Origin of the sequence: Amycolatopsis tucumanensis (assembly GCF_021654135.1) — a bacterium.
In the GTDB taxonomy this organism is placed as follows: Bacteria; Actinomycetota; Actinomycetes; order Mycobacteriales; family Pseudonocardiaceae; genus Amycolatopsis_E; species Amycolatopsis_E tucumanensis.
Genome location: NZ_JAKGSD010000008.1, coordinates 127,178 through 153,982 on the forward strand (window position 1 = coordinate 127,178; position 26,805 = coordinate 153,982).

Below are 26,805 nucleotides of genomic sequence, written 5' to 3' on the forward strand. Positions count from 1 at the left end.
CCTCGGGGAATTCCGTGCCCGAAAAATCCGTGCGCCGGAGGTTATTTTCGGGCTGAATGGGGTGTCAATCGATCGTGTCCGGCTTACTCACCGCGGGACGAGGATCCGGCCGACTCCGTTGTCACGACAGGCAGAACTTTGCGGGCGGGCGCGCGGAACACCCACAGGGCGAGCACCGCACCGGCTATTTCCAAAGCCGCCGCGACGATGAGCCCGGCGGTGTAACCGGTGGCGAGCGCGGGCCCGCCCAGCGCGCCCTCGTCCAACCGGGCGGCGCGCACCGCCGTGAGTACCGCGCCGATCAGCGCGACACCCATGGCGCTGGACAGCTCACGGGACGCCGTCAGCAGTCCCGATGCGGTGCCCGCGTGCCGTTCGTCGATGATTTCCAGGAAGTACGAAGTCAGCGGCGTGGTCAGCGCCGAGCCGGCGCCGATCAGGAGCAGGCCGGGTATCCGCGGCGGCACCTCGGGGATGTGGTTGATCACGGCCACGGCGAGCAGACCGAGCGCCACCACCAGCAGCCCGGCACAGACCGTCCGATGTGGACCGAGCCGCGCCATGATCCGCGGCACCGCCGGGGTCACCGCCATGATGGCGACCGCGACCAGCACCAGCGGCAGGCCCGCGCCCACCGGGCTCAGGCCCAGCGAGTCCTGGTGCAGCAACGGGGTGAAGAAGAAGATCCCGGACACCCCGAGTCCCCACAGCAGTTGCACGGCCAGCGCCCCGGTGAACACCCGTTCCCGCACCAGATCGCGCGGCACGAGCGGCTCCCGCGCGCGGCGTTCCCGCACCGCGAACCAGGCGATCAGGGCCAGCCCGCCCAGCAGCGGCGCCGCCTCGGCCAGCCGGGCGTCGTCGCCGAGTCCGACCATCGCGGCCGCGACCAGCACGAGCCCAGCCGTCACCAGCACCATCGCGCCGAGAGCGGGCCGCCGCGCGTCCCGCACCCGTCCGGTGCCCGCGGTCGCCGGCAGCAACACGAGCATGACCAGCACGAACGGCACGTTGCTGAAGAAGATCCAGCTCCAGCCGAGGTACTCGGACAGCAGCCCGCCCAGCGTCGGGCCGAGCGCGAGCGCCACCGCGAGGCACGCCGTCCAGAGCGTCGCGCCGACGGCCCGCTGCCTGCTGTCCAGGTTGGTGCGCAGCAGGCTGAGCAGGGCGGGCACCAGGAACGCGGCGGCCAGGCCCTGCACCACGCGTGCCGCGATCAGCAGCGCACCGGTGGTCGCGAAGCCGCCGGCCACCGCCCCGAGCCCGAACGCGACGAGCCCGCCGCCCAGCGTGCCCCGCTGCCCCCACCGGTCCACCAACGTCCCGGCGACCAGCAGCAGGCCCGCGAACGGCAGCATGTAGCCGATGCTGACCCACTGCAGCGTCGCGAGGTCCAACGAGAGGTCGTGCCCGATCGAGGGCACCCCGGCGGCGACGATCGTGTTGTCCAGGGTCGTCACGAACGCGCCGAGCGCGACGACCAGCAGCGTGCGGCCCGGGTTCACGGCCGCTCACCGCGCCGCGTCTTCGTCGTGGAAGTCCTCTTCCAGCTGCTCCGGGCTGTAGTCCAGGTCGATCTGGTGCACCGGCATCCCGCGTGCCGACTCGATCGCTTTGAGGCGGCGCATCGCGTGGTCGGCGGCGTACTCCATGACACCGTCCAGCCGCAGGTCGAACGGGTCGCCGTCGAGCTTCTTCGTGGTCCACTCGATCTGCGCGATGGCGTGCGGCAGCAGCGCCTGCATCTCGTCCTGCACGACCTGCCAGTTCGCGTCGTCGGCCGCGACGTGGCGGCGGCAGGTGAACGTGCCCCACGCCATGTGCCGCCGTTCGTCGTCGCCGATACGGCGGATCAGCTCCTGCATCCCGGGCAGGATGCCGTGCGCGCGGCAGGCCCGGTTCCACACGAAGTACCCGGTCAGCGCGAGCACGCCCTCGACGACGTGGTTGTAGACCACCGAGGCGCGGATCTGGTTCGCCGGGCTGGGATCGTGCTTGAGCCGCTCCAGTGCCGTGGGCAGGGCGTCGTAGAAGATTGCCCGGTAGCCAGGGTTGTCCTCGACGTGCTCGTGCAGGTTCCCGGTGACTCCGACGGCGTCCAGCCACAACCGGAAGACCTGGGTGTGCTTGGCCTCCTCGAAGCAGAACTGGGTCAGGTACATCTCGTCGGCGAACCGGCCTTCCGCGGCCATCGCGGACAGGAACGGCTGGATGTCGTGCGTGACGGCCTCCTCGCCGCCGGCGAACTGCGCGCACAGCATCGTCGCGGCGAACCGCTGCGCGTCCGACAGCGCCGCCCAGTCCCGCGCGTCCTGGCCGAAGTCGATGTCGGCGGGGTTCCAGAACTTCGCGTTGCCCTTGGCGAACAGGCGCAACGGCAGGACGTCCCAGTTGAGGCCGCCGGCGCGCAGCGCGGTGAACTCCTCGCGGATAGTGGTGGTCACTCAAGCCCTCCCGGGTTGCACAGGTACGTCGAGCCAGGCCGGATCGGCGGTGGTGGAGGCGAAACCAAGCCGCCCGCCGCCGGAGTTCCAGTCCAGGAACAGCGGGTCCTTGGAGTCGATGACGAGCGCGAGGTGGTGCCCCGCGGCGACGGTGTAGGCGGTGGGGGTGAACACGAAGTCGGCAGGCAGCGGCTGCCCCGGCGTCGCGGTCTTCCAGCTGTAGGGCAAGTAGCTGATCAGGCTGCCCATGCCGAACGGGTCGACGTCGTAGACGTAGGCGACAGCGGTGCCGGTCGCGGCGGGCGGAATCACGGTCAGGTGTGCGTGCATCGAGCCGCGGATCTCGACCGGTTCGCGCGTGGGCGCCTGGCTCCACACCGCGCCGCTGCCCGGGTCGACCTGGGGCAGGAAGATGTTCGGCGGGTTGCCGGTCATCGCCTCCAGGCTGTAGGTCGCGAGCGGCACGCCGCCGTCGGCGACGGTGTCGCGGTTCGCCGTCACACTGCGGCTCCACGCGGCGGGCTGGTCCTGCAAGGTGTCCGCGCCGAGGTAGGCGCGCTCCGGCTCGCCCAGCATCTCGTCCCAAGTGGAGTGGTACGCCGGTTGCTGCATGCCGGGGCGGGCGCGGGTGACGACCGGCGGTTCGCCTGCGATCGAGGTGTCGGTGCCCGCCACGTGGGCGTCGAACCAGCGGTAGACCGAGGTCCACGTGTCGCTGGGCAGTCCGAGCAGGCCGCCGGACTCGGTGGCCGCATGGTCGCCGGGCACGAACTCGGCGCGCTTCGGCCCGGTCAGGCGCTGGAAGAACTCGGCCATCTGGCCCGGCGGGAACATCGTCTCGCTCCACGTCTGGATGGCCAGCACCGCAGGCCGGTTCGCGTTGATGCGGTCCAGGTACGTCGCCGGCGAGCGGGGCCGGGACCACTCGATCACGGCCGCCGAGTCGGCGTCGGAGATGCGTGGTTCCAGGTAGGTCCGGAGCATGGCGTCGGTTTCCGCGCTGAGCGTGCCGTTGGCCTTGCCCGACAGGTAGAGCACCAGGCCGGCGAGACCGTGCCGGGTGTCGTTCGTGCTCAGCGAGGCGACCAGGTCGGCCCACCCGCTCAGCGAGGCCACGGCCCGGATCCGCGGGTCGAAACCGGAGGCGATCAACGCGATCCCGGCGCCGTAGGAGACGCCGCCGACGCCGATGCGGGACGGATCCGCGTCGGTGTTGCGCAGCGCCCAGTCGATCACCGTCGTGACGTCGCTGATGTCCTCCGGCCCGGCGACCTCGACCTCACCGGTCGACTCGCCGAAACCCCGTGCACCGTAGGAAACCACCACGTAGCCGCGGTTCGCCAGGTCCCGCGCCGGAATGATGTTCTGCGTCCGGCCGCCGCCCCACGCTCCGATGAGGACGGCCAGCGGGTGCGGCCCCGGGGTCGACGGCTCCAGCACCATCGAACCGAGCGCGACCCCGTCGGCCGCGTGGATGTCCAGGAACTGCGTGCCGAAACCCCCGGCCGCGGTGGACACTCCCGGGAGGACGGTCCCCAGCAACGCGAGAACGACGGCGGTCACGCGGTGTTTCATCGGGCCGACGCTAACGATCAAACCCTTGGCGTTCAATGGATCCACCCGGCTTTGTCACGTGCGTCAGGGATCGGCGCGACCGGATGCTCACGACGGCGCGATGGCCACCAGTTCGCCGCGCCGAGCCGGACCATGACCGCGGGCACGAGCAGGCAGCGGATCACGACCGCGTCCAGCAGCACCGCGACGGTGAGCCCGACACCCGCCTCGCGCACGACCCGGCTGTCCACGAACGCGAACGCCGCGAACACCAGCGCCATGATCAACGCGGCCGCGGTGATGGTGCGCCCGGTCGAGACGAGCCCGTCGACGATCGCGGTGCGCGTGTGCCCGGTGCGGCGCCATTCCTCCTGGATGCGGGAGATCAGGAAGACCTCGTAGTCCATCGACAGCCCGAACAGGCCCGCGAACAGGAACACCGGCAGGTACGGCTCGATCGGGCCGCCGAACACCGCCACCACGACGCCGATCGTCGCGCCCGCGGTGAGCAGGTTCATCACCGCCGCGGTCAGCGGGATCAGCACGCTGCGGAACACCAGTGCCAGCAGCAACACCGAGATCGCCACGACGGCGGCGAGGAAGAGCGGCAACCTGCTGGTCACCGCGGCGGAGAAGTCGGTCTGCACGGCGACCGCGCCACCGACGTGCCAGCCGGGACCCGCGACCTCCCGCAGCCATCCCACGAGTTCCGCGGTGGCCGGGTCGTCCGGGCCGGTGCGGGGCGTGACCGTGAGGACCGGTCCCGGCGAGACGTCCGCTCTGGTGGCGACGATCTCGCGGAGGGCCTCGGCGGCCACCGGATCGGGCCGCTCGGCGACGAGGACCAGCTGGCCGTTCGCGCCGGGGCCGAAACCCTCGGCGAGCAGCTCGTCGGCGACCTTCGTCGGGCTGCCGGGCGGATCGTGGCCTGCCCCGGGCATGCCCAGCCGCAGTCCCAGCGCCGGCGCCGGCGCCGCCAGCACCGCGATGACCAGCACCGCGGCGATCGCGTAGGGCGCAGGCCGACGGGTGACCGAGCGTGCCAGCCCGGCCCAGCCGCGGCCGGGCGCGGAATGCCGGGGCAGCTTCCGCATGCCGGTGAGCCGCAGCAGCGCCGGGAGCAGCGTGAGCGCCGCGAGCATGGTGAGGCCGACCGACACCGCGGACGTGATGGCGATGCCGTCCAGGAACGCCATGCCGACGGTGAACATCCCGGCCAGCGACACGCACACCGTGACCCCGGCGAAGACCACGCTGCGGCCCGAGGTGTCGGCCGCGCGTTCCAGCGCCGCTCTCGGTGGCAGGCCTTCGCGCAGCCCCTGCCGGTAGCGGGTGAGCACGAACAACGCGTAGTCCACGCCGACGCCGAGGCCGAGCAGCGCGGCGATCTCGGTGCTGATCTTCGGCACGGTCAGCACGTGTGACAGCAGCACGACCACGGCCAGCGCGGACCCGACCGACACCGCCGCGGTGACGACCGGCAGCACCACGCAGGTGAGCGAGCCGAACGTGATCAGCAGGACGATCGCGGCCGCGAGCAGGCCGATGCCGGCGTTGCCGAGGTTGGGCGCGCCGACCGTCATCGCGGCGAGTTGTCCCGAGACGCCGACGGTCAGGTCGTCCGTTCGTACGGTTTCGATGAGTTCGCGGGCCAGTTCGGGTCCGAGTCGGTCGGCGGGGGCGTCGAAGCTGACGAGGATCACCGCGGTGCGCCGGTCGGCCGACACCAGTTCCGGTGCTCCGTAGGGGGAAACCACCTGGACGACGCGGTCCAAATCGGACAGATCGCGGAGCAGCGGTTCGATCCGGTCCCTGGCCGCGTCGATCGTGCCCGGGGCGGTGACGACCACGCGTTCGATGTCGCCCTTGGGCAACAGCTCGGCGGCGCGGGTGCTGTCCGCGGCAGGCAACGCGACCGTGTCCCGGTACGCGGCGCCGGCGTGTTGCGCGGCCAGGACGAGACCGGCGAGGGCGAGCAACCACAACGCGATCACCCAGGGCGCGTGCCGGAAGCACCGTGACGCGAGTCCTGCCATCCACCTCCTCCCAACCTGGCCGGAGCGCCAAGCTAACAACGGCGTCCGCGCGGGAACAGGGGTGACGAGGTTTTTCGCTTGCCGGTGACACATTTTCCGCGGCGGGTGCGTTCAGGCGTGACAGTGTCGGCGGGCGAGCGTTGCGTGGTGTGGGCGGATGTGCGTTGATTCGGGACATGGCGACCGGTCAGGCACGGCGACTGTGGCTCTCGCTGCCCGCGGAGCTCGCCCGGCGGTTCCGCCCGCACGCGGACCGGCTGGCGACGAGGATCCTCGACGAGATCCAGCACGCGGTGCCCGAGTACGCCAAGCCGCTGGAGGGGCAGTTCGGCGAGGTGATCGTGCGGGCCATCGAACAGGCGGTGGTGAGCTGCCTGGACAGCATCGAGGACACGCGGTCCACACCGGACCGCTGGGGCAAGTTGTTCCACGAGGTCGGCAAGCGCGTCTACCACGACGGCGGGAGCCTGAACTCGTTGCAGGCGGCGTACCGCGCTGGCGGCCAGGCGGCTTGGCGGTACGTGTCGAACTTCGGCCAGTCGATGCGGTTGCCGGTGCCGATGCTGTGCGTGAGCGCGGAAGCGATCTTCGCTTACGTGGACGAGATTTCGTCGTACTCCGTGGAGGGTTACACGCTGGCACAGGCACGTGCGACGGGCACGCTGGAGCGGCGGCGGCGCCGGCTGCTGGAGCTGATCCTTGCGACGCCACCGTCATCGCCCGCGGCGGTGGCGTCGATGGCGGAGGCAGCGCAGTGGAGGTTGCCCGAGTGGGTCACCGTGGTCGCGCTGGAGCCGCTGACGGAGGAGCAGTTCGCTCCCACCCTCGGCGACGACGTGTTGCTGGACCTGGAAGGCGCCGAGCCGTGCCTGATCACGCCGGACCCGTCCCGGGACCTGCCGGAAATGCCCCACTGGCGGGCAGCCGTGGGCCCCCGCGTACGGCTCTCGGACGCCGCAACGTCCCTCCACTGGGCGCGACGCACGCTGGAGTTGATGAGAGGTGGCGTGATCCCGGCCGCGCAGGTGGTGCATGCGGCGGACCACCTGACGACGCTGTGGTTGCTGCAGGAACGTTTCCTGCTGGACGAGTTGTCGGCCCGGGTGCTGGCCCCGTTCGCATCCCTGACGGCGAAGCAGCAGCTACGGCTGGCCGAGACGCTCCTGGCGTGGCTCAAGTGCAACGGAGCCACCCTGGAGATCGCCCGGTTGCTGGACATCCACCCGCAAACGGTGCGGTACCGAGTGGCGCAGCTGACGGAGTTGTTCGGAGCCCGCCTGGGCGACCCCCAGGAGCGGCTGAAGATGCAAATCACGCTGGAGGCGCACCACTTGCTCGGCACGAAGCCGGAGTAGCGGGGCGATGTCGCTGCACGCGGCTCACACCGGAGGCAGGCTGTGCTCCAGGTCGTTGAGCAGCGCCTGGACGGGACCCCAGCAGAGCATGACCGTATCTCCGTCGAACCGCGGCTGCTCGGCCAGCTCCTTGCGCGGGTGGATGAAGTTTCTGAAGTCACGCACGGTGTGCGCGAATGTCGTGGCGTCGAGCTGCACCCAGTCCTTGACGAACGCGGTGTCGATCAGCAGTTCCATGGACGCGAAGTCCGCAGAAACGCGCTTTCCCGAGCGCTTTTCCGCAGGGATCCGCTGACGTACGTCCGGAAAACCGTTCGTCCGCAGGTCATCGTCACGCTCGAGGAGGACCGAGAGCAGCAACCCTTCGATGAACGTTCCGATGCCGATCGTCGCCATCCGGTAGGCGCCGTTCGAGAAGCAGATTCGGGTCTCCTCGACCCTGCCCATCAGCACCTCCACAGTCGCCGGGTCACTGATCAGCTTCTCCAGCCTGCCGCGAAGATCCGGTGGTTCGGCGAAGGTCGGTGCAGATCCGTCCGAGCCCGCCTGCCCGACGACCGGCCGACCGCCAACCAGCGTGACGACAAGACCTTCCGGTTCGAGTCTCGCGTTGACAACCTCACGGAACTCATTCGCGCTGACCTCACCATCGTCATACTCGACGGGGTCACAAAGCCGGCACAGGAGACGTTCGATCTCGGCCAGGTTCTCGCGCCGCTTCTCCAGTTGTTCCCGGAGCCACGGCACTCGCGGCGAGCCATCGTAATCAGGCACGTCCTCCCACTGCGCGTTCCGCAGCAGCTCCTCGAGTTCATAACCCTTGCGTTCATAAGGACCGCCGATATCGACGATGATCTTCGCCAGACGATCGAGCGTCCGCGGGTCCAACGGAACCATCTCAGTTCTCCTCCTGGTCAGCCAGCCTCTGTGCGACATCGATCGCGGCAGTGAGTCGTTCAACGATCCGCGGGCCGCGGCGCTGGAAACCCAGCTCGGTCATCGCCTGGGTCAACCGCTCGTCACGGCTGAGATGCAGGCGATCGGTCATCAGCCACCGGCACACGTCGACGAGCTGACGTTCCGTGTACTGCTGGATCGACAGCCCCGGAATGACGCGGGGCCGTGGACCCCGCGTGACCGAAACCTCCTCGGCGAGCTGGATGTCGTCGTCCGGGACGGGCTCCTCCTCCACCGGCGCGTCGGCTTCATCCATCGCTTGCTGCCAGGCCGCGATGATTCGCTCAGTCTCTTTGGCGGGATCGGCGAACCAAGCCGACGACCACAACCTGTGGAAGCGCCAGCCGAGTTTTTCCAGGTGCGCCTGCCGCAGACGGTCCCGGTCCCGAGCTGACGGAGCGCGATGGTATCGATCACCGTCGGCTTCGACAGCAAGCACCATACGTCCGGGATGGTCGCGATGCCCCAGCGCGAAATCGATCCAGTAATCCGAGAATCCCCATTGCGGATAGACCGGCACGCCACGTTCGATCAAGGCGTCGTGGATGGAGCGCTCAAAGCCGTTCAGCGGCCGATTGCCCAGCGAACCCACCTGTTCAATCCGCCCGAGCCGCTCAGCGAAGTCCAGATAGCGGCGCAGAAGTTCGGTTCCCGTGACGTCGGGCGAAGGGTCGAGGTCGGCGGACGAGAATGAGGCGACCACGGTCATCCGGTTCTTCGCCCGCGTAACAGCTACGTTCACCCGGCGCTCGCTGCCCTTCCGGTTCAGCAAACCGAAGCTCGTCCGGTTGATCCGCCCCGAAGCGCTGCGCGCCACGCCCAGGCTGAGGATGATCGCGTCGCGCTCGTCGCCCTGAACGCTCTCCAGGTTCTTGACAAAGAACCGGCGGGTGAGTTCCACCTCTTCTGAGAAGAACTCCTCCAGCTCAGGGTTCTCACGACGAGCTTGCGCCAGCCGGCGTTCGATTCGGGCCTGGTGCTTTTCACCAGGTGTGATCACACCGAGGCTTTCGTGAGGCCGCGTCCGCGCGTGGTTCATGATCAGCTCGACGACCCGGTCCACCTCGGCAGGCGCAGAGCCGTCCTGACCTGGCGATGCCTCGCCGTTCACCAATTCCAGTGTGACGGGATTGTCCTTCGCCGGGCCAGGGAAGGTCACCAGCGCATCCCGGTAGATCTCGCGGTTGGAGAAGGAAATCAAGCGCTCGTCAGCACTCCGGTAGTGCCACCTCAGCATCTGGGTCGTCGGGATGACGGATCGCAACGCGGTCAGGATAGATTCGTAGTCACCGAGGTCGTCCTCGTCATCATCCCCGTCCTCGCTGGCGAGGATCCGCTCGAAGTAGGTGGATGGCGGCAACTGCTTCTCGTCACCGGCGACCACCAACTGCTCACCGCGCATGATGGCCGTGATCGCGTCGTGCGGCTGGATTTGGCTCGCCTCGTCGAACACGACCAGGTCGAAGAGCCGCTCGGCCGGAAGCATCCGGCTCACGACCAGCGGCGACATCGCCCAGCACGGCCGGAGAGACAGCAGCACATCCGACGCCTGCTGGACGAGTTTGCGGGTGGGCATGTGCCGGCTCTTCCGGCTCGCCTGTTGCCGTAGCACGCGTGCCTGCTCCGGATACGCGTCACCGGCCTGCCTCGCCATGCGCGCGACCTGCCGCCGCACCCGACGAGCGGCCTGCGCCCGGTGACGTGTGTCCGCCGCGCGGAAATCATCGGCGGCTCGGTCCTGACGATCGGGGACGAACTGCCCGAGCTCCCTTGACTGGATCTTGAACTCGTCATCCAGAGACTTCAGCCAAGCACGTCGGAAGGTCTGCCACGCCTGCTCGGCGGTCATGTTCCGCTGGGCGATCTGAGCCAACAGGTCATCGAGCGCCAGTTGCCGGAAGAATTGCAGGTGCGCGTTCAACGCCGGCATCCGGAACAGCATCTGGCCGTCGCCGCGTAGCTCATCGAGCTTGTGCTCGACTTCGTGCGCCGGACCGGGAGTCAGATCAGGGCGTCGAGCGGAAGCCGCGACCGCTGCCAGCTGTGTCCGCAGAGTTTGATAATCGCGCATGACTTCGTCGAGTCCGACCACCTGCGCGGGCACAGTGTGCTGTCCGCCCAGACGATGCCAGCGGCCGCGCTGCTCGAGGACCTGGGTGACCGCGCTGTGCAACGCCGGGCGCTTCACCAGCCCGTGGCGGGACATCGACCTGAGTTGCTTCACCAGCGCGCGACGTTGCTTCCAGGACAGGGTCAGGTGCGGCGCGTACCGATCGCGGACTTTCCGATCACCGGTAGCACAGTGGAACGCATCGAGGTGTGCCCCGAAGATTTCCGGCCCGAAGGCCTCGACGCTCTTCGAGACGTCGTCGAGCAGCCGGAGGACGTGCTCCCAGCTCTCGATGTCCTGGGGAGCGGCCAGCCCTGTTTGCCGAAGCAGGCGGTGCATCCCGTCCTGGCCGCGCCGCAACGTCCCGTCGGCGAGTTGATCGAGCTCGACCAGGATCTTGCGCACATCGTCCTCGGTTCGGACGTCCGCGTTTGCCCAGGGGGTGTCTCCGCGCAGGATCCGCAAACCATCGAGTTCGACGAAGTCCTTCAACCTTCGTTCGACTTCGCGCACCGTGGCCGCGTTCAGCGCCTGCAGGCGGGCGCCGCGGAACACACCAGGCACGCCGTTGTCCGGTGTGTCCAGCAATTCGGAGCGGACCTCGTATGCGCTGATGTTCCACGGGTCCCGGCGCAGGTGCAGCTCACGGGAGTGGTCGAGGAGACGCTGCCGGGACGCCACGAGGCGTTCATGCAGCTCCTCGGTGTCGACGGGCGGTTCTTTGGCGACGCGGTCGAGGCTCTGCGCGAGTTGCTGCGCGATCTCCCGTTTCGAAGCGTTCTGCTGGTGCAGGTCGAAGACGAGACCATCCAGCCCGACGTCGGCGAGCCTGTTGAGCACCGCTTCGATGGCGGCCCGCTTCTCCGCTACGAACAGCACCTTCTTCCCTGTCGCCGCCGCACCGGCGATGATGTTCGCGATGGTCTGGCTCTTGCCAGTGCCAGGCGGACCTTCCACCAGGAGGTGCTGCCCGCCCAGTGCGGTCATGATCGCGCGGTGCTGTGACGAATCGGCGTCCTGGACGAGGTACTCGTCAGCGGGATCGAGCTCGTCGACGCCCGGCGTGTGGAACTCTCCGGCGTCGGCGATCAGCGCTTGCTTCGCCGGCTCGAACCCGGCAAGTGCGGCGACGAGGTCATGCGAGGTCAGCAGTTCGGTGGCGTTCGCGAGATCTTCGACCATCGGAAGTTTGACGTAGTTGAAGGTACCGACGACCACCGCGCGTTCGAACGTGAACTCAATGCCGTGAGCAGCGGCAGCATCGGCTAATCGCGCGTGCAGCCTCTCAGCGAGCTCCACGCCGGTGGTCCCGTCAGCAGCCGACTCGAGGACGTCCTCGAGTCCTTCGACCTCCAGGCCGTAGTGCTCATCCAGCGCGTGGATCAGGACGGGGTTCAGTTCGGCCTCATCGGTCAAGGCAAGCGTGAAATCACTGTCGGCCGCGGTCCTTGAAGTCAACACGAGTGGCCGGAGGAGCAAGGGAGCTCGAAGCGCCGGAACACTGCCCTGCCCGTTCCGACGAGCCGAGGCCCGCACCAGCCCGAAGGCAACCCGCCCGACATCGATGCCCTGTTCCTCATCGAAGATGCGTATCTTGCGGCTCAGGTTCCGCGCTCGTTGACAAGCATCCCGATGCAGTTCCTCATCGGGCACGAGCGCACGCAGCCTCACCTTGGCGCCGGATTCGAGCGCGGCGAGCGCCTCGGCATCGGCCTGACTCAAATCGAGGGTCGCGGTTTTCGTGTCTCGGAAGTAGAGCAACGTATTGCGGTGACTTAGGTCGATCAGCCTCTTCCGCCACTCGCCGACCTTGTTTGCGACAACGGTCAGTCGGCGGGTATCCACCTGCGCGGTCATTCCGCTGCATCTCCCTCGCGAAGACGGGCTTACGGCCTGGGTAGCACTTGGCTCCAGGGCCCGCCGTCCCCCGACGAGCCCTACAGAATGCCAGAGGATCTGCGCGCGGGGAAGCCCCTTTGCCCCCTACTCGCCAGCGTCCACAAGCGGCCACGGTGTTACCGCGAGTGGAGATCGCGCCATCGGCTCCCGATGTCACTGATCGGCGTTGGAATCACCTGAATGGACGCGACGTTGTGGCCGTTCAGCCCACAGCATGAGATACCGCAGGTCTTCAAATTGCGATGGTCTCTCGCTTAACGGCGGCCGCGGTGGTTGCGATTCACAGGTGTGAAAGCGCGCGTCGCCGGGTTGGTGGCAGCTGTGGTCCTCGCCGCGAGTGCCTGCGGCGAGAAGCCTGCCGCGCCGCCGGCCACGTCCGCACCGCCGTCGACGTCCATGTCCGCGCCGTCCACCACTTCGCCGCGGGTGGCGACCCCGCCGCCCTCGCCGACCCCGGTGGCACCACCGCCGAATTCGTCCACCCACACGACGACCAGGCGCTCACCGCGTGCGGACAGCGGACCCGGCTGCGGCCAGCGGGCTGTCAAGGCGGGCCGGTTCAACCCGAAGTGCCCCGAGTACCAGGGCTACCTCGACCCCGGCGGTCCAGGCCGCGGCAAGACCTCGGGCGACCTGCAGCGCGAGTACGCCTGCGAGCAGGGCTACCTCCCGAAGAGCGAGTGCTGACTACTCCTCCAGCCGCGCCAAGTCCTCGCGCAGCAAGTCCCGCTGCCACGACGTCAGGCGGCGCAGCTGCAGGTCCAGGATCGCCCGCGCCTGTAGCTCGCTGACGCCGAGAACCTCCTGCACCGCCGCCTGCGGGTCCGTCGCCTCCCACAGCGCGTCGACCAGGTCGTGGCGCTGGTCGTAGATCGTCAGCAGCCCGCGCAGCACCGTGGCGCGGTCCTCCCGCGCCCGCCGCCCCCGGGCGCGGAAGAGCGCCGTCCGCAGGCCGGACTTCCCGAACAGCTCCGAGTCCTCCGGCTGCTCCGCCATGTCCCGCTGCTCGACCACGTCCAGCTCGCCGAAGATCTCGCGCAGGTCCGCCGCCGAATACGCCAGCCCGCCGCCCGTGCTGCCCTGCTCGTACACCTCCGAGTCGGACAACGCGGCACCGCCGTCGCCGAAGCTGACCAGGCCGAAATAGCCGCCAGGCGCCAGCGACCGCCGCAGCATGTCCACGTAGCTCAGCCGGCGGTGCGGCGGCAGGTGGTGGAAGCACCCGGAGTCGTAGACCAGGTCGTACGCCCCGCGGAGGGACACCTCGAAGATGCTCCCGCAGTGGAACCGCACACCGGGCTCCCCAACCGCCCATTCGATCGCGGTTGGCGATATGTCGACCGCGTCCACGTCGAAGCCCTGCGCGGCCAGGTACCGGGCATTGCGCCCCGCTCCGCAGCCCACGTCCAGCGCGCGCCCCGGCTCGATCAGGCCGCCCTCGATCCAGGCCACCAGGTTCTCGTCCGGCTTGTCCGCGCCGAACGGCACATCCCGGTCCGCGTGGAAACCGTCCGACCCACCGCCGCGGACGCCCGGCGCCACCATCCCGTCCAGCAGCCGCAGCACGTCCTCCAGCGAGCGGATCTCCCGGCTCACCGGTACGTGCCGAAGGTCCAGAGGTTGCCCTCCGGATCCTCGATCGTGCAGATCAGCGACTCGGCCCCGGAACCGAACCGGGCGTGCTGCGGCGGCTCCAGGACCGAAGCACCCGCCGCCCGCGCCCGCTCGTACACGCCCGCCACGTCGTCCGTCACGACGTACACCGCGTTGCTGCCCGCGCGCATCCGCCCGTGCACGCTCTCCACGTGTTTCGTCCCGCCGAACACCAGCCGCCCGCCGCCGGGCCAGCTCACCTCGGCGTGCACCACGTCACCGTCGTCGTCCCGGGCGGCGACCTCCTCCGTGAACCCCAGGACGTCGACGAGGAACCGCAGCGCCGCCGACGTGTCGTCGTAGTGCAGGATCGGCCATACCGTCATGCCCCGGACTCTGTCAGCGGCGCCCCCGCTTCGGCAAGGCCGCCACGCCCGCCTCGGCCACCTCGGTGTCCTGCTCGACCGAGCCCGCACTGACCCCGACGGCCCCGACCACCTCCCGGCCCCGCACCAGCGGGATCCCGCCGCCGAAGATGACCAGCCCGCCGTTGGTCACCTCGATCCCGTACAAGGGCGCGCCGGGCGCCGCCGCCTCGCCCAGCTGAGCCGTCGTCATCTTCAGCAGCGCGGCCGTGCGCGCCTTGCGGATCGCGATGTCGATGCTGCCCAGGATCGCGCCGTCCTGCCGGGCGAACGCGATCAGGTGCCCACCGTCGTCGACGACGGCCACGTTCATCGGCTGCCCGATCTCCTCGGCCTTCGCCAGCGCGGCTTCGAGAACCGGCTGGGCATCGGCCAGTGCGAGACGTGGTGCCACGTTTTCTCCTTCACTTGAGCGGAATCCCGACGACCATGCGGGCCGCGTTGTGTCCGAGCACCCGCGCGCTGGACAGCGACCCGGTCAGCGCGGGGGAACCGGCCGGGCGTTTGGCGTGGTGGACGCACACCTCGTCCGCGACGCCGATCCCCACATCCAAAGAGGACAGTCGAGCAGCTGCATAACCGAGATCAACAGCGTCCCCTTCGGACACCTCCTCGACCACCAGCGGCACGCCCTCCTCCTCCATCCCGGCACGGATCTCGCGCAGCGCGGGCGAAGTCACGTCCAGGCACCGCACCACCACCGCCGGCCCCTGCATCAGCCCGCCGTTTCCAGCGAAACGTCCAGCGCGTGGCTCGCGACCAGCCCGGTCGCCACCGCATTGCGCGGCCCCTCGCTGCCGCGCACGTTGCCCGTGCCGCACACGATCCCCATCCCGGCCACCGCTTCCGCGATCATGTCCGGGATCTCGAAGTCCAATGCGGACCCGCCGAGCACCACGACGAACCCGATCTGCCGCAGGTTGCCGCCCGGCGCGACCTGCTCCAGCGCGCGCAACGCGTTGACCACGAACACCTTGTGCTTCGCCGAGCGCCGCACCTGGCGGATCTTCTCCAGGTTGTGCCGCGTCGGCACCGGTCGCATCCCAGCGTCGGACAACACGACCACCCGCGCGAACGCCTCCGCGGGCAGCGGTTCGTCGAAGAACCGCGCGGTGCCGTCCTCCATCCGCACGTGGAAGAAGCTCTCGGCCTTGGCCAGCGGGTACTTCTTGATGTCCTCGGCCAGCTCGCGGTTGTCCAGGCCGAGCTCGGAGTCGATCAGCTTCGTCACCAGGTCGCCTGCCCCGGCCAGGTGCACCGAGCGCACCACCCCGTCCCCGGCCACCGCGGCGTCGGTGGACCCGCCGCCGAGATCGAGGATCGCGACCGGCCGCCCGGTGCCCGGCGTGGTCAGCGCGCCGAGCACCGCCATGTCGGCCTCGACCCCGCCGATCAGCACCTCGACACCCAGCGCCTCACGCAACTTCTCGGCGAGCAGCCGCATCGGGCCGCGGCTGGTGCGCACCATCGCGGCCAGCGCGACGGCGTTTTCCAGCGCGAACTCCCCGGCCAGCGCGCCGGTCACCTCCTGCGGCACGAACGTGTCGACGGCCAGCACGTCCTGGATCCGCACCGCGCCGACCGCGGTGCCGGTCAGCTCGGACATCGTGTCGCGGACCCGCGCGAGCATGCCGCCGACGTGCGTGCCCGCCTCGCCGGTGGCGTCGGTCAGCGGCCGGACCCGCCGCAACGTCGCCATGATCTCCGCGGCGCCCGCGTCGATCTCCACGGACCGCTTGACCTGCTCACCGATCAACGTCAGGCTCCCGGCCGGGATGCGCCGGCCGGTCACGTCCCCGCTCGGCGTGCGCACGACGACCGCGGACCGGTTGCCGACCAGCGCCCGCGCGACCGGCGCGATCATCCGCGTCTGCTCGGCGTCGAGGTCGAAGACGGTCGCGATGCCGTAGGAGTTCGACAGGGTCCGGATCGTCCGACCCGGCTCGGCCACCTCGACCGCGGCAGGCATGCCGAGCGGCACCTTCTCCACCAGCGTGACCTCGTCGACCACCGGGATCGGCGCGGACAACCGGTTCGCGATCAACGTCGCGTCGTCGGCGTGCACGATCGCGCCGGTGACCTCGACGCCACGCGCGACGGCCTTGTTGATGCCCGCCGCCGCGTCCTCGAAGTCCACTCCGGACCCGACCACGCAGATCACCTTCGAGCCCGGTGCGCAGTCCGGCAGCGATCCGAACGCGACGGTCTCGCCGACGCCGAGTCCCGCACCGCCGGGCGTGTCCGGGTTGTGCCCGATCATCGTCGACTCGGTCACGATCGTCTCGGTGATCGTCTCCATCGCCAGCCCGCTGATCACCGGCGTGGCCTCGTTGACCAGCACCGCGCTCAGCTCGCGCACCGGCCGCCCGGCGGACGACAGGGCTCGCCGCACGACCTCGACGACCCCGGGCACGTTGTCGGTCGTGCCCTTCACCCCGGACGTCGGCGTGAGCGCGCCGGACAGGTACGTCACGCGCCCGCCCGGCCCGATCTCGGCGACGCAGGCCTCCGTGGTCGAGTTCCCGATGTCGACGCCAACCACGAGCGCCATGGCGATCAGCCCGCGTCGGCCAGCTGGATCCGCACGTCCAGCTCGACGGGTCCGGCGCCGGGCACCACGAACTCGGTCTCCTTGATGTGCAGCAGCGCCGCCTTCGCCTGCCAGCGCGGGCGGGCCATGAAGTCGTTGCGCGCGGGCACCGGCTCCGGTGACTCGCCCTTCGCGTAGCGGGCGGCGTTGCGGCCGACCTTGCGGAAGGTCTCCAGGTCCATCAGTGGCGCCTGCGGAAACAGCTCCAAGTTGGACAGTCGCACCAGGTCCTTCTGGTGGATCATGGTGGTCCCGCGGGACAGCACGCCGACCGCGATGCCCGACCCGGACAGCTTCGCCGCCGCGTGCGCGATCACCGCGAGGTCCGAGCCGCCGCGGAACCGGATGACCCGCGCGTGCACCCCCTGCTCCTCGATGCCGGCGAGCAGCTCGCGCAGCACCTCGGCGTGCGGGATGTCCACGATGGTCTTGGTGAAGAAGTCGCCGAACGCGGGCGACAACCCGATCACTACCTCGTCGCTGCGCGTGCCCGGCCCGGCAGGCCCGCGCTCGTCGAGGGTGAGCGTGCGCCGGCTGCCCACACTGGTGTCCGTCATGGCACTCCTCCTCAGACGACTTCCTGCTCCGGGTTCTGCGCGCTCACCACGTGGCGCAGACGCTTCATCTCTTCCCAGCGCGCCCCGGTCGGCCGGTAGCCGCTGCCCGGGCCGGCGTAGTCGTTGACGTCGTTGATCGCGGACAACGTCTCCAGCTCGGGTGTCAGGATGGCCGAGGTGTGCAGCAGGTCCCCGGACACGCGCTGTCGCAACACCGCCAGCAGCGACTCGGCCATGTCGGTGAAGCCGGCGCCGTCCAGGGCCTTCACGATGTCCACCCCGGTCACGCCGCGGTCCATCACCGACTGCGCCGCCTTCAGGTCCTCCAGCACGTCCCGCAGCGGCAGGTCCTTGCTGCCGTGCGCGTAGGTGACTGCCTCGACCTCCTTGTCGGTGATCGGTGGCAGGTCCAGCTGGGCGAACACGCCCTGCAGGGCGCGGGCGGCGCGGTTGCGGGCGGCGAGGATCTCCGCCTCCGGCACGTGCCGCAGGCCGCCGTCGACCTGGAGGTCGCGCTGCAGCACGTTCCAGTCGTCGTAGTCCTCGGCGTCCACATTGGACCCCGCGAACATGTTGTCGTAGTTCGGCGTCGACGAGTAGCCCGAGCAGACGAAGTCGGTGCCGGGCAGCAGCTGCGGCAGCAGCCGGGCGACGCGGCGCATGTCCGAGTGCGAGAACGACTGGTCGTTGCCGGATGCGCACTCCAGGTCGACCATGCTCGCGATCAGGTTCTCCGCGAGCACCGCGCGGATCCCGGCCGGCACCGCGCCGGGCACGCCGATGCAGCTGATCGAGCCGTTCTGCAGGCCCTGCACCCCGGCGCCCTTGGTCACCAGGATGCAGCGGATCTCCAGGTACAGCATGGACTTGCCCTCGGCGTTGCCCATCTGCACCTCCGACCCGGTACCCGAGGTGAACCGCATCTTGATGCCGCGCGAGGCGTAGGCCGAGGCGAGGAACGCCTTGGACCACGGGGTGTCGTCGCCGTCGCAGAACACCGGCTCGGTGCCGTACACCGAGATCGTCTCGGCGTACGCGGTGATCCCGCGCATGCCCAGCTCCAGCTCGGTGGCCTCCTCCAGCGCGCACTGGGTCAGCACGCCCGGCGTGCCGGCCTGGGCGCCGACCTGCAGCGCGATCGCCACCAGCGGCGCGTACCGGACGACGCCGAGCGTGGTCTCCAGCTCCCGGAAGCCGCGCAGCGAGGCTTCCGCGGCGTCGGCGGCGACCTGCACCGGGTTGTCCCGCGCGCTGGTCGCGTGCGCCTGGTTCGCCGGCGTGCGGCGGGCGCGCATCTTCTGCAGCGCCATCATCATCTCGACCACGTTCATGGTCTTGACGACTTCGAGCAGCTTCGCCGGGGTGAGCCCGCGGGTCAGGGCGAGCACGTCCTGCCGGGTGGCGCGCGGGTCGACCAGCAGGTGCGCGATCTCCACTGCGGGCACGGCCATCGCGTGCTCGGTGGCCTCGACGTCGATCGCGTGGTCGGCGATGAACTGGTCGAGGAAGTCGAACTCGGCCCGTGGCTTGCCGTCCATCTCGACGATCACGCCGTCCTCGACGCGCACGCCCGGTTCGGGGTCGTACGGGCTGTCCATCGCGACCATGCCGACCTCGGGCCACTCCTCGACGAACCCGTCGAGGTTGACCGGCCGCTGCTCCAGAGCCTCGGTCCGCTTCGACCGTCGTGCGCCCGTCATCGGCCGTCCTCCCGTGCCAGGATGTCGCGTCGTTCGTAGACGTCGGCGGCCTCGCGGACGAGCTGCGCGCACAGCGTCGCGGAGTACTTGGACTCCAGCTCGTCGGCGATCTCGCCGAGCTTTGCCTTGGTGGAGGCGCGCGGCCGGAGCGAGTTGTAGATCGACAGCACCAGCTCGTCGGGCAGCGCGGTCAGCTCCGCCGCGCGGCGGAAGTTCTGGGCGAGCTGCGGGCGGCCGACACGCTCGGCGATCTGGGCCTGCAGGCGCAGGGTCTCCGGCGCGATGCGCAGGTCCTCCGGCGCGACCTCACCGGCGAGCACGGCCGCCATGGTGAGCTCGTCGAGGCGTTTTCCGGTCGGGGTCTTCAGCAGTTCGGGGCGCCGCGCCGCGAGCGGGTAGTCCCGGCCCGGGTCGAGGTCCACCTGGCTCGGAGTAGTCACGGGCCGGACCGTAAGCGGCGTCACGTTGCATCAACGTTGCACGTCACGGGCCGAGGTGAGCGGCGACCCGGCTCGGCGAACCCCCACTCGGCTCGACGAACCCCACTCGGAGGAACCGCACCCCGCCACCCGGCGGCGGGCACACCCGGCACCGTGGCGGCTGCTCTCGGCGGCGGGCTCGCCGCTGCGGGCGGCGAGTCGCCCGGCCCGGGCGGCAATGGCGGCACCGAGCGCAGGGCTCCGCGCACCGGCGAGGACCCGCCCACTCCAGGCGGCGATGGCCACGCCGAGCGGCACGTCCCCCACTCCACGCGGCGATCGCCGCGCCGAGCGGCACGTCCCCCACTCCACGCGGCGATGGCCACGCCGAGCGGCACGTCCCCCACTCCACGCGGCGATGGCCACGCCAAGCGGCAAGCCCCCCACTCCACGCGACGATCGCCACGCCAAGCGGCAAGCCCCCCACTCCCGACGATCGCCACGCCGAGCGGCAAGTCGCCCACTCCACGCGGCGATGGCTGCGCCGGCGAGCGGGCCACCCCCGGCTCAGCGTTCCCCGCGCCCGCGAGGAGCCGGCCACCCGGCGGCGAGCCGCCCCCCGAAGGCGGCAACAGCCGCACCGGCGGCCGTGTCGATCCCTCCCGGTGGCGGGCTCGCCGCTCCGGGCGGCGGGCGGTCCGCCCCCGACAGGCGCGGCAGGCTGCGGCAGGTGCGGCGGGCGGCCACCCCCGCCAGCGTGTTGGCCACCACCCAGCGAGCCGGCCACCCGAGCGAACTGCGGCCGGCGCAACGTCGGTGCAACCCGCGGCTTCGCAACCTGTCCGGCATCCGTACTGCGTCAAGGAGGACCCAGTGACCGATGTGGCACCCCTGCGCCGGCCCGCCGGCCTGAGCCGGTTGACCGGCGGCCGCGGCGACCTGCTCGCCGAGTTCTTCGGCACGTTCCTGCTCATCGCGCTCGGCGACGCCTGCGTGGCGATGGCCGTCGCGGGCCTGCCCGGCTCCGGGCGCACCGCCGGGGCCACCACGATCTTCCAGGGCACCGGCGACTGGCTGCTGATCGTGTGGGGCTGGGCCTTCGCCGTGGCCTTCGCGGTCTACGTGGCCGGTGGCGTCAGCGGGGCGCACCTCAACCCCGCCGTGACGCTCGCGATGGCCGTGCGGCGGCGGTTCCCGTGGCGCAAGGTGCCCGGCTACTGCGGCGCGCAACTGGCCGGCGCGTTCACCGGTGCCGCGCTCGTGTACGCCGTCTACCACCCGGCGATCAGCGCGTTCGACACCGCGGCCGGGACGCCGAAGAGCGAGGCGACGTTCTCGATCTTCGCGACCGTCCCGGCGCCGTACTTCACCAGCTGGTTCGGCCCGCTGCTGGACCAGGTCGTCGGCACGGCCGTGCTGCTCGTGGTGGTGCTCGCCCTGATCGACGCCCGCAACAAGGCGGTCTCCCCGAAGATGGGGCCGCTGCTGATCGGGTTCACGGTCGCCGCGATCGGGCTGTCCTACGGCGCGAACGCCGGCTACGCGATCAACCCGGCACGCGACTTCGGGCCGCGGCTGTTCGCGTTCTTCGCCGGCTGGGGCGACACGGCGATGGACCCCTACCTGTGGGTGCCGATCGCCGGGCCGCTCGTCGGCGCCGTCGTCGGCGCGCTGCTGTACGACTTCTTCATCGGCGACGTGCTGCACGCGCGGCAGGTCGCCGAGGAGAAGTTCGTCGGCTAGTCCTCGCCGAGTAGCCACTCCAGGCGGGCCGACGCCACGGCCCGCCTGGGGTCGTCGGCGGGCAGGCGGCGGGTGAGGTGCTCGAACACCTCGACGTCGTCCCGGCCGGTCTCGCTCTGTGCGAAGGTCCACAGCACGTCCGGATCGGCGTGGCCGAGCACCGCGGTGCGCACGGCGGCGACCAGCTGCTCCCGCTCGGCTCGGATCGCGGGCGCGTCCGACCGGTTCAGCAACGGCGCCGGGCAGGCCGCGACGGCCGCGGCGACGTCACCGGTGTTCAACGCCCGCCGCGCACGCAGGAAATCAGCCTCCACCTCGGCACGAAGCTGGTAGGGCTTGGCCCGCATGACGTCGCCGCCGAGCTGCCCGCGCAACCGGTGGATCTCCGCCCGCACGGTCGTCGGGTTGCCGTCGTCGCCGTAGAGCTGCAACGCCAGCTGCTCGGCGGTCAACCCGGCGGGGTGCAGCGCGAGCAGCGCGAGGATCTCCGCGCGGCGCAGGGTGAGCGGCAGCGCGCGGCCGTTCATCACCGCGGCCGGGTTGTCGCCGAGGAACGACAGTTCGAGCGTCGGCCGCCGGGTGGCCGTGGTCGTCCGGAGCCGCAGCAGGTACCCCTCCGGCAGCGGCTCGACGTGCGCCTCCCGGCCGTCGTCGAGCAGCACCCGGTCGGCGTCCACCGCGACCCGCTTCGGCAGCCGCCCCAGCCGGTCGGCCGCGATCACCCGCCCGGTCGGGGTGAGCAACGCGCCCGGTTCGCCACGCAGCCGCGCGAGGTGCGGCATGTTCTTCGTCAGCAACTGGCCGTCCAGCCACTCCATCCGCCGCCGCAGGTGGCTCTCGGCGAGCTGCGCGGTGGCGTTGACCAGCGAAACCGTCGCCGGGTGCAGCGTGTCCAGCAGCCCGCTGACGTCGATCGCGCCGAGCAGGTCGCCGGTGTCCGGGTCGTGGATCGGGGCGGCCGCGCAGGTCCAGCCGTGGTAGGTCTTCACCAGGTGCTCGGCAGAGTAGATCTGCACCGGGGCGTCCACGGCGAGCGCGGTGCCCATCGCGTTGGTGCCGATCGCCCGCTCGGACCAGCCGGTCCCCTCGCACAGCCCGACCGGGTCCGCCTGGCTGCACAGGTTGGCGGGCCCCTCCCGCCACAGGATCGTGCCCTCGGCATCGGTGACGATCATGACGTGCCGCGACTCGTCGGCGATGCTGCCCAGCAGTTCGCGCAACGTCGGCAGAACGGCGTGCAACGGGTGGGCGTCGCGGACGTCGGCCACCTCGTCCGGCGCGTAGACGATCGGCGGACGGAAATCGTCCGGATCGATGTGCGCGGCGAGTGAGCGTTGCCAGGACTCGGAAATCACCGGACGGGGTGAAAACTGCGCGCGGTCACCACTCAGAGTTGCTTCGCGAACCTGTTGCAGCACCTCGAACTGCGCCAGCGGGTCCGACGCCAGGTGCAGCGCCGTCGGGGCGTCGGTCACGGTTTCGGCGTCCATTGAGCACTCCGGCGTCGTCGACGGAACGGGCACCGAAAGCATGCCGGGCGCCTGCCGCGTTCGGCAACCGTTGCAACGACGCTGCAACGTCGCCTTCCCTAGCTTGGCGCCCGGTGCGCCGAAGCCGTTCGCACCGAACACCGATCCAGGAGGCAGGCTCATGACGAAGTACGCCGCGCCGGGCGAAACCGGCAGCGTCGTCGCGTTCGAACCGCGGTACGACCACTTCATCGGCGGCGAATACGTCCCGCCGGCGAAGGGCGACTACTTCGAGAACCCGACGCCGGTCACCGGCAAGACCTTCACCGAGGTCGCGCGCGGCACGGCCGAGGACGTCGACCGCGCGGTCGCCGCCGCCACCGGCGCCGCCGCCGCGTGGGGTCGCACCTCCCCCGCCGAGCGCGCCGCCGTGCTGCTCAAGATCGCCGACCGGATGGAAGCCAACCTCGAGAAGCTCGCGGTCGCCGAGTCGTGGGAGAACGGCAAGCCGGTCCGGGAGACCCTGGCCGCCGACATCCCGCTGGCGATCGACCACTTCCGCTACTTCGCCGGCGCCATCCGCGCCCAGGAGGGCGGCATCTCCCAGGTCGACGCGGACACCGTGGCCTACCACTTCCACGAGCCGCTCGGCGTGGTCGCCCAGATCATCCCGTGGAACTTCCCGATCCTGATGGCCACCTGGAAGCTCGCGCCCGCGCTCGCGGCGGGCAACTGCGTGGTCCTCAAACCCGCCGAGCAGACCCCGGCGTCGATCCACGTGCTGCTGAGCCTGATCGCGGACGTCGTCCCGGCCGGCGTGATCAACGTCGTCAACGGGTTCGGCGTCGAGGCCGGCAAGCCGCTGGCCCAGCACAAGGGCATCCGCAAGGTCGCCTTCACCGGTGAGACCACCACCGGCCGCCTGATCATGCAGTACGCCAGCGAGAACATCATCCCCGTCACGCTGGAGCTGGGCGGCAAGAGCCCGAACATCTTCTTCGCCGACGTCGCGGCCGAGCAGGACGCGTTCTACGACAAGGCCCAGGAGGGCTTCGCGATGTTCGCCCTCAACCAGGGCGAAGTCTGCACCTGCCCGTCGCGCGCGCTGATCCAGTCGTCCATCTACGACCGGTTCCTCGCCGACGGCGTGGCGCGCGTCGAGAAGATCAAGCAGGGCCACCCGCTGGACACCGACACGATGATCGGCGCGCAGGCCTCGAACGACCAGTTCGAGAAGATCCTGTCCTACATCGACATCGGCAAGCAGGAGGGCGCGGAGGTCCTCACCGGTGGCGGCAAGGCCGACCTCGGCGGCGAGCTGGCCGGCGGCTACTACATCCAGCCGACCGTGTTCGCCGGTGACAACAAGATGCGGATCTTCCAGGAGGAGATCTTCGGCCCGGTCGTGTCGGTCACGAAGTTCGACGACTACGACGACGCCATCAAGATCGCCAACGACACGCTGTACGGGCTGGGCGCGGGTGTCTGGTCGCGCGACGGCAACACCGCGTTCCGCGCCGGCCGCGAGATCCAGGCCGGTCGCGTGTGGACGAACTGCTACCACGCCTACCCGGCGCACGCGGCGTTCGGCGGCTACAAGCAGTCCGGCATCGGGCGGGAGACCCACAAGATGATGCTCGACCACTACCAGCAGACGAAGAACCTGCTGGTGTCGTACTCGCCGAACGCGCAGGGGTTCTTCTGATCATGAGCCGGGTGGATCTCACCGACGCCGCCGCGGACCTGCTGCGACGGCTGACCGGACAGCACGGTCCGCTGATGTTCCACCAGTCCGGTGGGTGCTGTGACGGCAGCGCGCCGATGTGCTACCCGGCCGGGGAGTTCCGCACCGGCGGATCCGACGTGCACCTCGGCGACCTCGCGGTCGCCGGGGTGCCGGCCCCGATCCCGGTGTGGATGTCGGCCGCGCAGTTCGAGTACTGGCGGCACACGCACCTGACGATCGACGTGGTTCCCGGCCGGGGCAGCGGGTTTTCGCTGGAGGCCCCGGAGGGTGTGCGGTTCCTGATCCGGTCGCGGTTGCTGACCGACGAAGAGTTGTCCGAACTGGACTGAGAGGACGGGGCATGGGCGGGTACGCCGGCGTCTACGAGGAAAGTCTGCGTGATCCGGAGGGTTTCTGGACCTCCGCCGCATCGGCGATCAGCTGGACGCGGCAGCCCGATCGCGCGCTGGACGCCGAGCGCCCGCCCTGGTACCGGTGGTTCCCCGGCGGCAGGCTGAACACCTGCTACAACGCGCTGGACCGGCACGTCGCCGCCGGGTACGGTGATTGCGTCGCCCTGATCTACGACTCGCCGGTCACCGGTTCGTCGGCCCGCTTCACCTATACGGAGTTGCTGGACGAGGTATCCCGGTTCGCCGGAGCGCTGCGCGGGCTGGGCGTCGAGCGCGGCGACCGGGTGGTGCTGTACCTGCCGATGATCCCGCAGGCGGTGATCGCGATGCTGGCGTGCGCGCGGCTGGGTGCGGTGCACTCGGTGGTGTTCGGCGGGTTCGCGCCGAAGGAGCTGGCCGTGCGGATCGCCGACGCGCGGCCGAAGGTGGTGGTGTGCGGTTCGTGCGGCATCGAGCCGACGCGGGTGATCGAGTACAAGCCGATCGTCGACGAGGCGATCGCGCTGTCCGGCGAGTCGCCCCAGGTGGTGGTCTTCCAGCGGGAACAGGTGCAGGCTGCGCTGCGGCCGGGCGAGCACGACTGGGCCGGTCTGGTGGCGAACGCTTCGCCAGTGTCCTGTGTGGAGGTTGCCGCGACGGATCCGTTGTACGTGCTGTACACGTCCGGCACGACGGGCAAGCCGAAGGGCGTGGTGCGGGACAACGGCGGGCACGCGGTCGCGCTGGCCTGGTCGATGGCGAACATCTACGACATCGGGCCGGGCGACGTGTGGTGGACCGCGTCCGACGTCGGGTGGGTCGTCGGGCACTCCTACATCGTCTACGGACCGCTGCTGGTGGGCGCGACGACCGTGCTGTACGAAGGAAAACCGGTCGGCACGCCCGACGCCGGCGCGTTCTGGCGGGTGGTCTCGTCGTACGGGGTGAAGGCGCTGTTCACCGCGCCGACGGCGGTGCGGGCGATCAAGAAGGTGGATCCGTCGGGTGAGTTGCTGCGGGACATGCCGACGCTGCGGACGTTGTTCCTGGCGGGCGAGCGGCTGGATCCCGAGACGTACCACTGGGCGACGGCGCGGCTCGGGGTGCCGGTGGTGGACCACTGGTGGCAGACCGAGACGGGGTGGGCGATCGCGGCCAACCCGCGCGGGCTGGAGCCCTTGCAGTTGAAGCCGGGCTCGCCGAGCGTGCCGATGCCCGGTTACGACGTGCGGATTCTGGCGGAGTCCGGCGAGGAGTTGCCGCGCGGCGCGGAGGGCGCGGTGTGCGTCCGGTTGCCGCTGCCGCCGGGCACGCTGCTGGGTTTGTGGAACGACGACTCGCGGTACGTGTCGTCGTACCTGTCGCGGTATCCCGGGTACTACCTGACCGGCGACGGTGGTTTCGTCGACCAGGACGGCTACCTGTTCGTGATGGGCCGGACCGACGACGTGATCAACGTGGCAGGTCACCGGCTGTCGACGGGCGCGATGGAAGCCGTGCTGGCGGCGCATCCGGCGGTGGCGGAGTGCGCCGTGGTCGGGGTGGCGGATTCGTTGAAGGGCCAGCTGCCGCGGGGTTTCGTCGTGCTGAAGGCGGGCGCGTCCGCGGAGGGCCTGGAGGAGGAGCTGGTGGCCGCGGTGCGTCGGGACATCGGCGCGGTGGCGGCGTTCCGCTCGGTGACGGTCGTGGATGCGCTGCCGAAGACGCGATCGGGCAAGATCCTGCGCAAGTCGATGCGAGCGATAGCCGAAGGCCGCGACGAGGCGGTGCCGTCGACCATCGAGGACCCCGCGGTGCTGGAGAAACTGCGCGAGGTGCTGTCAGCAGACGGCTGAA

Annotated in this window: 21 protein-coding genes; 6 read left to right on the forward strand and 15 right to left on the reverse strand. The window is 70.2% G+C overall.

Features of this window, described 5'->3' with window-relative positions:
* Positions 1-83: 83 nt before the first annotated feature.
* Genes L2C96_RS11375 through L2C96_RS11390 form a run of 4 tightly spaced genes read right to left on the reverse strand, consistent with a single transcriptional unit; the run spans position 84 to position 6,034 of the window.
* A complete protein-coding gene (locus tag L2C96_RS11375) occupies positions 84-1,505 on the reverse strand; it encodes an MFS transporter (RefSeq protein WP_237336112.1) in 1,422 nt (473 codons plus the stop codon).
* Positions 1,506-1,511: 6 nt separating this feature from the next.
* The gene (locus L2C96_RS11380; protein ID WP_237336113.1) at positions 1,512-2,444 is read right to left on the reverse strand and encodes a R2-like ligand-binding oxidase; all 933 of its coding nucleotides are present in this window, start codon (positions 2,442-2,444) and stop codon (positions 1,512-1,514) included.
* Positions 2,445-4,019, reverse strand: a complete 1,575-nt coding sequence (locus L2C96_RS11385; RefSeq protein ID WP_237336114.1) for a CocE/NonD family hydrolase — start codon at positions 4,017-4,019, stop codon at positions 2,445-2,447.
* A gap of 32 nt (positions 4,020-4,051) precedes the next feature.
* Positions 4,052-6,034 (reverse strand): MMPL family transporter, encoded by a 1,983-nt coding sequence (locus L2C96_RS11390; RefSeq protein WP_237336115.1) that lies wholly within the window; start codon positions 6,032-6,034, stop codon positions 4,052-4,054.
* A gap of 176 nt (positions 6,035-6,210) precedes the next feature.
* Between L2C96_RS11390 and L2C96_RS11395 the strand changes: the two genes are divergently transcribed.
* Positions 6,211-7,389, forward strand: coding sequence for a PucR family transcriptional regulator (locus tag L2C96_RS11395; RefSeq protein ID WP_237336116.1), 1,179 nt, complete (start codon positions 6,211-6,213; stop codon positions 7,387-7,389).
* Between the two features lie 24 nt (positions 7,390-7,413).
* On the opposite strand, the gene L2C96_RS11400 is transcribed toward L2C96_RS11395, so the two are convergent.
* Together L2C96_RS11400 and L2C96_RS11405 are read right to left on the reverse strand one after the other, a co-directional pair.
* Entirely contained in the window at positions 7,414-8,286 is an 873-nt protein-coding gene (locus L2C96_RS11400; protein ID WP_020419365.1) for a hypothetical protein, read from the reverse strand.
* Between the two features lies 1 nt (position 8,287).
* Positions 8,288-12,313 carry a PDDEXK-like endonuclease domain-containing protein gene (locus L2C96_RS11405; protein WP_237336117.1) on the reverse strand — a complete coding sequence of 1,342 codons (4,026 nt, stop codon included), beginning with the start codon at positions 12,311-12,313 and terminating at the stop codon, positions 8,288-8,290.
* A gap of 363 nt (positions 12,314-12,676) precedes the next feature.
* Here L2C96_RS11405 and L2C96_RS11410 point away from each other — a divergent pair, with 363 nt between their 5' ends.
* Complete coding sequence (locus L2C96_RS11410; protein ID WP_237336118.1) at positions 12,677-13,042, forward strand: hypothetical protein; 366 nt, start codon at positions 12,677-12,679, stop codon at positions 13,040-13,042.
* Here the strand turns inward: L2C96_RS11410 and L2C96_RS11415 are convergent, their stop codons facing one another.
* Genes L2C96_RS11415 through L2C96_RS11450 form a run of 8 tightly spaced genes read right to left on the reverse strand, consistent with a single transcriptional unit; the run spans position 13,043 to position 19,660 of the window.
* Positions 13,043-13,951, reverse strand: a complete 909-nt coding sequence (locus tag L2C96_RS11415) for a class I SAM-dependent methyltransferase (protein ID WP_237336119.1) — start codon at positions 13,949-13,951, stop codon at positions 13,043-13,045.
* Positions 13,948-14,334: a VOC family protein gene (locus tag L2C96_RS11420; protein WP_020419369.1), complete on the reverse strand. Its 387-nt coding sequence runs from the start codon at positions 14,332-14,334 to the stop codon at positions 13,948-13,950. Before L2C96_RS11420 ends, L2C96_RS11415 begins: the two co-directional genes overlap by 4 nt.
* 13 nt (positions 14,335-14,347) lie before the next feature.
* Complete coding sequence (locus L2C96_RS11425) at positions 14,348-14,767, reverse strand: GlcG/HbpS family heme-binding protein (protein WP_020419370.1); 420 nt, start codon at positions 14,765-14,767, stop codon at positions 14,348-14,350.
* Between the two features lie 10 nt (positions 14,768-14,777).
* On the reverse strand, positions 14,778-15,089 hold the full coding sequence (locus L2C96_RS11430) for a glycerol dehydratase reactivase beta/small subunit family protein (protein ID WP_020419371.1): 312 nt from the start codon (positions 15,087-15,089) through the stop codon (positions 14,778-14,780).
* On the reverse strand, positions 15,089-16,924 hold the full coding sequence (locus L2C96_RS11435; RefSeq protein WP_020419372.1) for a diol dehydratase reactivase subunit alpha: 1,836 nt from the start codon (positions 16,922-16,924) through the stop codon (positions 15,089-15,091). Before L2C96_RS11435 ends, L2C96_RS11430 begins: the two co-directional genes overlap by 1 nt.
* Before the next feature lie 5 nt (positions 16,925-16,929).
* Positions 16,930-17,520 (reverse strand): propanediol/glycerol family dehydratase medium subunit, encoded by a 591-nt coding sequence (locus tag L2C96_RS11440; RefSeq protein WP_020419373.1) that lies wholly within the window; start codon positions 17,518-17,520, stop codon positions 16,930-16,932.
* An 11-nt stretch (positions 17,521-17,531) separates the two neighbouring features.
* Positions 17,532-19,220, reverse strand: a complete 1,689-nt coding sequence (locus L2C96_RS11445) for a propanediol/glycerol family dehydratase large subunit (protein WP_020419374.1) — start codon at positions 19,218-19,220, stop codon at positions 17,532-17,534.
* A complete protein-coding gene (locus L2C96_RS11450) occupies positions 19,217-19,660 on the reverse strand; it encodes a diol dehydratase small subunit (RefSeq protein WP_235716175.1) in 444 nt (147 codons plus the stop codon). The genes L2C96_RS11445 and L2C96_RS11450 overlap by 4 nt, the downstream gene beginning before the upstream one ends.
* Positions 19,661-20,512: 852 nt before the next feature.
* Between L2C96_RS11450 and L2C96_RS11455 the strand changes: the two genes are divergently transcribed.
* On the forward strand, positions 20,513-21,382 hold the full coding sequence (locus tag L2C96_RS11455) for an MIP/aquaporin family protein (RefSeq protein WP_237336120.1): 870 nt from the start codon (positions 20,513-20,515) through the stop codon (positions 21,380-21,382).
* Here the strand turns inward: L2C96_RS11455 and L2C96_RS11460 are convergent.
* A complete protein-coding gene (locus L2C96_RS11460) occupies positions 21,379-22,872 on the reverse strand; it encodes a GAF domain-containing protein (RefSeq protein ID WP_237336121.1) in 1,494 nt (497 codons plus the stop codon). The two genes, L2C96_RS11455 and L2C96_RS11460, sit on opposite strands and share 4 nt — an antisense overlap.
* Positions 22,873-23,032: 160 nt before the next feature.
* On the opposite strand from L2C96_RS11460, the gene adh reads away from it, so the two are divergent.
* From adh to L2C96_RS11475, 3 genes are read left to right on the forward strand one after another with little or no spacing between them, the layout of a single operon-like run.
* Positions 23,033-24,556, forward strand: a complete 1,524-nt coding sequence (gene adh, locus L2C96_RS11465; protein ID WP_237336122.1) for an aldehyde dehydrogenase — start codon at positions 23,033-23,035, stop codon at positions 24,554-24,556.
* Positions 24,557-24,558: 2 nt separating this feature from the next.
* Complete coding sequence (locus L2C96_RS11470) at positions 24,559-24,927, forward strand: DUF779 domain-containing protein (protein WP_027936068.1); 369 nt, start codon at positions 24,559-24,561, stop codon at positions 24,925-24,927.
* Positions 24,928-24,938: 11 nt separating this feature from the next.
* A complete protein-coding gene (locus tag L2C96_RS11475; protein WP_237336123.1) occupies positions 24,939-26,804 on the forward strand; it encodes a propionyl-CoA synthetase in 1,866 nt (621 codons plus the stop codon).
* Position 26,805 lies beyond the last annotated feature (1 nt).

Excerpts from the sequence above, each read along its gene's own strand:
- L2C96_RS11400 (WP_020419365.1), bottom strand. The coding sequence starts at position 8,286 with ATGGTTCCGTTGGACCCGCGGACGCTCGATCGTCTGGCGAAGATCATC.
- L2C96_RS11445 (WP_020419374.1), bottom strand. The coding sequence starts at position 19,220 with ATGACGGGCGCACGACGGTCGAAGCGGACCGAGGCTCTGGAGCAGCGG.
- L2C96_RS11470 (WP_027936068.1), top strand. The coding sequence starts at position 24,559 with ATGAGCCGGGTGGATCTCACCGACGCCGCCGCGGACCTGCTGCGACGG.
- L2C96_RS11430 (WP_020419371.1), bottom strand. The coding sequence starts at position 15,089 with ATGCAGGGGCCGGCGGTGGTGGTGCGGTGCCTGGACGTGACTTCGCCC.
- L2C96_RS11405 (WP_237336117.1), bottom strand. The coding sequence starts at position 12,313 with ATGACCGCGCAGGTGGATACCCGCCGACTGACCGTTGTCGCAAACAAG.
- L2C96_RS11385 (WP_237336114.1), bottom strand. The coding sequence starts at position 4,019 with ATGAAACACCGCGTGACCGCCGTCGTTCTCGCGTTGCTGGGGACCGTC.
- L2C96_RS11475 (WP_237336123.1), top strand. The coding sequence starts at position 24,939 with ATGGGCGGGTACGCCGGCGTCTACGAGGAAAGTCTGCGTGATCCGGAG.
- L2C96_RS11460 (WP_237336121.1), bottom strand. The coding sequence starts at position 22,872 with ATGGACGCCGAAACCGTGACCGACGCCCCGACGGCGCTGCACCTGGCG.
- L2C96_RS11420 (WP_020419369.1), bottom strand. The coding sequence starts at position 14,334 with ATGACGGTATGGCCGATCCTGCACTACGACGACACGTCGGCGGCGCTG.
- adh (WP_237336122.1), top strand. The coding sequence starts at position 23,033 with ATGACGAAGTACGCCGCGCCGGGCGAAACCGGCAGCGTCGTCGCGTTC.
- L2C96_RS11395 (WP_237336116.1), top strand. The coding sequence starts at position 6,211 with ATGGCGACCGGTCAGGCACGGCGACTGTGGCTCTCGCTGCCCGCGGAG.
- L2C96_RS11435 (WP_020419372.1), bottom strand. The coding sequence starts at position 16,924 with ATGGCGCTCGTGGTTGGCGTCGACATCGGGAACTCGACCACGGAGGCC.
- L2C96_RS11440 (WP_020419373.1), bottom strand. The coding sequence starts at position 17,520 with ATGACGGACACCAGTGTGGGCAGCCGGCGCACGCTCACCCTCGACGAG.
- L2C96_RS11390 (WP_237336115.1), bottom strand. The coding sequence starts at position 6,034 with ATGGCAGGACTCGCGTCACGGTGCTTCCGGCACGCGCCCTGGGTGATC.